3 protein-coding genes and 2 pseudogenes are annotated in these 6,305 nt (G+C 65.1%); 3 read left to right on the forward strand and 2 right to left on the reverse strand.

What is annotated here, in order from left to right; genetic code table 11:
• Positions 1-3,248: bifunctional proline dehydrogenase/L-glutamate gamma-semialdehyde dehydrogenase PutA (gene putA, locus VL752_RS16490; RefSeq protein WP_325356951.1), on the forward strand; the 3,248-nt coding region annotated here is incomplete at its 5' end.
• Positions 3,249-3,287: 39 nt separating this feature from the next.
• Here putA and VL752_RS16495 read toward each other — a convergent pair.
• Both VL752_RS16495 and VL752_RS16500 read right to left on the reverse strand, forming a co-directional pair.
• Positions 3,288-3,446 (reverse strand): annotated as a pseudogene (locus VL752_RS16495) (response regulator transcription factor); the annotation flags it as partial.
• Positions 3,447-3,467: 21 nt separating this feature from the next.
• Positions 3,468-4,229, reverse strand: a complete 762-nt coding sequence (locus VL752_RS16500; protein ID WP_325356952.1) for a DeoR/GlpR family DNA-binding transcription regulator — start codon at positions 4,227-4,229, stop codon at positions 3,468-3,470.
• Between the two features lie 313 nt (positions 4,230-4,542).
• Here VL752_RS16500 and VL752_RS16505 point away from each other — a divergent pair, with 313 nt between their 5' ends.
• Both VL752_RS16505 and VL752_RS22285 read left to right on the forward strand, forming a co-directional pair.
• The gene (locus VL752_RS16505) at positions 4,543-6,111 is read left to right on the forward strand and encodes an ABC transporter substrate-binding protein (protein WP_325356953.1); all 1,569 of its coding nucleotides are present in this window, start codon (positions 4,543-4,545) and stop codon (positions 6,109-6,111) included.
• Positions 6,112-6,126: 15 nt separating this feature from the next.
• Positions 6,127-6,305: pseudogene (locus VL752_RS22285) on the forward strand (ABC transporter permease); the annotation flags it as partial.

Raw genomic sequence — 6,305 nt, forward strand, 5'->3', positions numbered from 1 at the left:
CGCTGGTGGCAAAAGCGCGCCAGATGGGCCACCGCGGCGGCATGGTGGAAAGCTTCCTGCAGCAATTTTCGCTTTCCACGCCGGAAGGCCTGGCGCTGATGGGCCTGGCAGAGGCGTTGCTGCGCACGCCCGACGCCGACACCCGCGACCGGCTGATCGCGGAAAAGATTTCCGCCGCCGACTGGGCTTCGCATCTGGGCCAGTCGGATTCGCTCTTGGTCAACGCCTCCACCTGGGGCCTGATGCTGACCGGGCGACTGATTGACGTCAGCGGCATGGATGATGCCTCTGGCACGATTCGCAGACTGGCGGCGCGGGTGGGCGAACCCATTGTGCGCGCGGCCGTGGCGCAGGCGGTGCGCATCATGGGCGAGCAATTCGTGCTGGGACGCAGCATCGAAGACGCCATCGCGCGGGCGGCGCGGGAGAATCTTCTCTGCTCTTTCGACATGCTGGGCGAAGGCGCGCGCACCGAGGCCGATGCGGTCCATTACGAAGCCGCCTATGCCGCCGCCATCGGCGCGATCGGCAGGAGCATGGCGGGGCCCGAACACGGCCACGGCATTTCCGTGAAGCTGTCGGCTTTGTCGCCGCGTTATGAGGCAACACAAGAAGCGCGGGTCTGGAGCGAGCTTTATCCTCGCCTGAAAAAATTGGCGGAGATGGCGGCGAAGGCCGATATCAATTTCACCATCGACGCCGAGGAAGCCGACCGCCTGGTTCTGTCGCTGAAGCTGCTCGACCGGCTGACGCGCGAGCCTTCGCTGGGCGCCTGGCGCGGCCTGGGCCTGGCGGTACAGGCTTATCAGACCCGGGCAGTGGACGTGATCCCGCAACTGGCGGCGCTGGCGAAGGATTCGGGTCGCCGCTTGATGGTGCGGCTGGTCAAAGGCGCCTATTGGGACAGCGAGATCAAGCGCGCCCAGCAGGAAGGACTGGCCGATTATCCGGTCTTCACCCGCAAGGCGCATACGGATCTCTGCTACCTCGCCTGTGCGCGAAAACTCCTCGCCGCGCAGGATGCGATCTTCCCGCAATTCGCGACGCACAATGCGCAGACGTTGGCGGCCATCCGCGCCATGGCGGGGCCGCTCGCCACCGCCGACGATCTGGAGTTCCAGTGTCTGCACGGCATGGGCGAGCCGCTGTACCGCGAAGCCTTCGCCCAAAGCCTCGCCCCCGCCTGCCGTATCTATGCCCCCGTCGGCACGCACGAGACGCTGCTCGCCTATCTCGTCCGCCGGCTGCTGGAGAACGGCGCCAATGGTTCCTTCGTGCATCGGCTGCAGGACCCTTCGGTGCCTGTCGACGCCCTGACCCGCGAACCGGCGGAGGAGGTGATGGCGGAGGCCGAGCCCGGGGCGCCGAATACCGGCATTCCCCTGCCGCGCCATCTCTATGGCGCGAGGCGGGTCAATTCCGCTGGGCTCGATCTCTCCGACGTCACGACGCTCACCGCGCTCGATGCCCTCTTCCAGCGCCCGCCGCAGACGCCGGGCGAAACCACTTGGCCCGTCCTCATCCGCAATCCGGCCGACCAGCGGGAGGTGGTGGGCGGAACCCGGTTCTGCGATGCCGCGGCGGTTGGCCAGGCCGTCTCCCGCGCCGAGGCCGCCGCCTTCGCCTGGGGCGCGCGCCCCGCAGCCGAGCGTGCGGCGCTCCTGCGTGCCGCCGCCGATCGCTTCGAAGCCGCGATGCCGTCTCTCCTTCCGCTCATCATCCGTGAAGCCGGCAAGACAGTAGCGAATGCAGTGGCGGAGGTGCGGGAGACAGTCGATTTCCTCCGCTACTACGCCGTTGGCGCGGAAGCGCGCGACAATGCCGGGCCGCCTCTCGGCCCTTTCGCCTGCATCAGCCCGTGGAATTTTCCCCTCGCGATCTTTACAGGCCAAGTCGCGGCCGCTCTGGTCATGGGCAATCCCGTGCTCGCCAAGCCGGCAGAGGAGACGCCGCTCATCGCGGCGGCCGCCATCGCCCTGCTTCACCAGGCCGGCATTCCTCCCGAGGTTCTGCAACTCCTGCCCGGTGCCGGCGACGTCGGCGCCGCCCTTGTCACCGATCCGCGCATCCGGGGCGTCGCCTTCACCGGTTCGGGCGAGGTCGCGAAGCGCATCGAAGCGGCGCTCGCCGAACGCCTGAACCCGGGCGGCCGGCCGGTGCCGCTGATCGCCGAGACCGGCGGGCTGAATGCGATGATCGTCGATTCGTCTGCGCTTCCGGAGCAGGTGGTGGCAGACGTCATCACCTCCGCTTTCGACAGTGCCGGCCAGCGTTGCTCGGCCCTGCGGCTGCTCTGCCTGCAGAAGGATATCGCCGGGCGGCTGTTGCCCATGCTGCGGGGGGCTATGGCGGAACTTTCGGTCGGCAACCCCTGGGCGCTTGCGACCGATATCGGCCCAGTGATTTCGGCCGAGGCGCGCGCGGGGATCGAACGCCATGTGACGGAGCTGCAAGCGGCAGGCTTCCCTGTGGAGCGATCAACGCTCGGCGGTGGGACGGCGGAAGGCTTCTTCGTGGCGCCGACCCTCATCCATATCCGCCGGGCGGCCGACCTCACGCGCGAGGTCTTCGGCCCGGTGCTGCATGTGCTGACCTACGAAGCATCGGCGCGCGATGCGCTGATCGCCGAGATCAACGCCACCGGCTTCGCGCTCACCGCCGGCGTCCATTCCCGTATCGACAGCCTGGTCGAACGGGCGGTCGACACGCTGAATGTCGGCAATATCTATGTCAACCGCAACATCGTCGGCGCGACCGTCGGCGTGCAACCTTTCGGCGGCCACGGGCTTTCCGGCACCGGTCCCAAGGCCGGGGGACCGCTTTATCTGCGGCGCTTCCTGGCCTCCGCCCCGCCGCGCAACCTGCCAACCGCGCAGAGACTGCCCGGGCCATCCGGTGAGGAGAACCGGTATAGTCTGCGACCGCGGCACGCCATTCTCTGCGCGACGACGGAAAGCACGGAGCGCGCGCGCCAAGCCGCGATGGCGACGAAGCAAGGCGCGATTGCCGTTCTGGATCAAACGGAACATGCCCATTTCGATGCCGTGCTCTTCTCCGGAGACGAGCGGACTCTCTCGGCTCTGCTGCGTCGGCTGGCGGCACAGCCTGGCGCCATCCGCCCGGTCTTCCTCGCCCAGAGTGACGGCACCTATCCGGCGGAAGCTTTCGTCACCGAGCGCGCCCTCAGCATCAATACGGCGGCGGCCGGTGGCTCGGTCGAACTTCTCACCCAAGTCGAGGCGGGCTGAGCCGTACTCGGCATCGAGCGCGCGGACCGCAATGGCGACGGCAGCGGTGCGCGTCTCCACTCCGAGTTTCGGATACATCTGTTCCAGAGGCTTGTTGACCGTGCGGCAGCTGACACTGAGGATCTGGGCGATATGCCGGTGGGACTTGTCGCGCGCAAACCAGAGCAGCACCTCGCTCTCCCGCCGGGTGAGCTGCACCCGCTCGAAACCGCGCCGCTGTCAGCCTGCTGAAACAACGCGCCGCAGGCCGGCCGCGCGATAGGCGTCGAGCCTCTCCGCTACTGCGTCACTCACCAGCGTGTCCAAATCTTCGCAGCGGCAGATGACCGATCGGCTGATGCTGCCGAGCTTGGTGTGGTCAGCGAGCAGCAGGGTGCGCGCGGCATGCTCCATCATCGCCCGCGCGATCGCCGCTTCGGCCAGCTCATGATAGGTCACACCGGCCGTCGGATCGATCCCAACGGGTGAGAGGATGGCGAGATCGACGCGATGCCGCCCAATCTCGGCGATGGTGAGCTCGCCATGAGTCGCCGGCACTTCCAGCGCCATGCGCCCGCCGAGGAGCACGACGTCCGACTTCGCGTTCGCGCCACGCAGGTGCACCGCAATCTCGATGGAATTGGTAATGACGAGGACGTCCTCGATGCCGGCAATCGCCTCGGCAAAGGCGGCCGTCGTGGTACCCGCGTCGATAAAGCAACTGATACCCGGCTGCACGAGTTCGGATGCCGCGCGGGCGATGCGCTTCTTCGCCTCCATCTGCACGCGTTGGCGGGTGCGAAAGGGTCGCTCAGGCGGAGGATCGGCCCGGACGGCCCCGCCGTGCACGCGCTTGAGCTGCCCCTGCCCCTCAAGCAGCATCAAGTCCCTGCGGATCGTTTCCCGGGAGACGCGAAGCTCGACGGCCACGACATCCGCTTCGACCCGACCGACGGTCGCTATCAGTTCGATGATTCTCTGATGCCGCTGATCGACCCACATCGCCTTCATCCGTTCGAGTAAAAATCATGCACCTCGACGCAAAAGCCCTGCAAGCGCGAAATGTGGGTTTGTATGGTTTTTTGTGGATTTGTGGATTTTTATCTTGGCGACGGGGAAAGCTTGTCGCTAGGATCGAGTCAGGAATGCAGAATCGTTTCTGGTCACCGCGGCAGCTTCGTCGCGCGCGCCCATGGCTTGGCTCAGCGAAGACGGTGGCAGCCTATAACGATCGCCGGTTTCGTTCAGGGATCTACGCACAGTCGCCACGGCATAAGGAGTTCACGCCTGTCAGCTTGAGGATTCCATGCACGCATTGTCACGACGTTCCCTGCTCAAGACGACGGCAGGCACAGCCGCCGCCCTCGGCCTTCCCATGCCCTTCATCCGCCCGGCACGTGCCGCCGGCCGCGACACGCTGGTCTTCGCCTCCGCTGAACCGGTCACCGGCAACTGGGACCCGACCAGCCATACCTCGCTAGGCCAGATCAACTTCGAAGGGTTCGTTTTCGGGCAACTGTTCCGCACCCCCATGCGACCGGACAACCCGACCCAGATTGTCTGGGAACTGGCGACGAGCCAGACGCTGATCGATCCCTATACCCTGGAATACAAGCTTCGCGACGGCGTAACCTTCCATAACGGCGCCTCCTTTTCGGCCGAGGATGTGAAGGCGACAATGGAATACGCGACCGACCCGTCGCGTCCCGCGAGCGCTCTCTATCCCGGTCAGTGCGAGGTCGAAGTCGTCGACCGGCTGACGGCGCGCGTACATACAAAGAAGTTCGGCTATCCGGCCTCCGCCTTCCAGTTCACCGGTGGCTTCATGGCCATCATGTCCAAGGATGACGTGAAGAACCCGAGCGTGCTGGCCCAGCGCCCGAACGGCACCGGCCCCTTCAAATTCGTCGATCAGAAGGGCAACACGACCTATCTCGATGCCTTCGACAAATACTACCAGGGCCAGCCGATCCTGAACCACGTGCAATTCGCCTATATCGGCGATGCCACGACCCGCGTGCTTGGCTTGCTGAGCGGCAATATCGATGTCCTGCAGCGCCTTGAGCCGGAGCAGTATGCGACTTTGCAGAAGGACCAGCGGGTGACGGTCAGCCGCACGCTCTCGACCGAGAACAAGTATCTGCACTTCCGCTGCAACAAGAAGCCCTTCGACAATCGGCTCGTGCGTCTGGCCGCCTGCCATGCGATTGACCGCTCGCAGATCATGGACCTGATGGGCGTCGCGGGCGGCGCGTCCAGTTCCTACATCAGCCCGCTTAAATTCGGCTATGAGACGGTGCCGAACTACCCAGAATTCGACGAAGCCAAATGCCAGGCGCTGCTCGCCCAGGCCGGCTTCCCGAAAGGCCAGGGCCTGCCGGAGATCGATTACATCACGTCGACCGGTTTCTATCCGAAGACCAAGGATTACGGCGAGCTGATCACGGCGATGATGCAGGAACAAGGCTTCAACGTGAAGCTAAACGTCATGGAAACCGGTGCCTGGGGCGATGTTCTCTATCAGCATAAGGGCCAGGTTCCGGCGGGCAATATGATTGACTGCGGCTGGTCAACCGGCACGCCCGAGCCGGACATGGTTCTGCGCGCCATGTTCTACTCAAAGGCTGGCCCCGCGGGTGGCATCATCAACGGTATCCAGGACGCGGATATCGACGCGGCTCTTTCGGCCGAACGCAACGAAACCGATCTCGGGAAGCGCCGCACGCTGGTCGGCAAGGCAACCGAGGTTATCGCCTCTAAGGCGCCCTCGCTCTCGCTCTTCACCTCGGTCAACCTCAACGCGACGCGGGCGGGGCTCGAGAATCTCTATATCTACCCGAATGGTCCGATGGACGCGCATCGCGCGGACTTCAAGAGCGCGTAAGCGAGAGAAACCGTCATGGCTTTTCTGGCGACTTTCCTGATCCGCCGATTGGCGCAGGGTGTGATCATCGTGCTGATCGTCTCTTTCGCGATCTTCACGGCCCTGCGTCTGGTGCCGGGCGACCCGGCACGCCTCATCCTGGGGCCGATGGCGAGCGATGCGGTTGTGGAGAAAACGGCCCAAGAAATGGGGCT

Origin of the sequence: Acidisoma sp. (assembly GCF_035492295.1) — a bacterium.
Lineage (GTDB): Bacteria > Pseudomonadota > Alphaproteobacteria > Acetobacterales > Acetobacteraceae > Acidisoma.

Excerpts from the sequence above, each read along its gene's own strand:
- VL752_RS16500 (WP_325356952.1), bottom strand. The coding sequence starts at position 4,229 with ATGTGGGTCGATCAGCGGCATCAGAGAATCATCGAACTGATAGCGACC.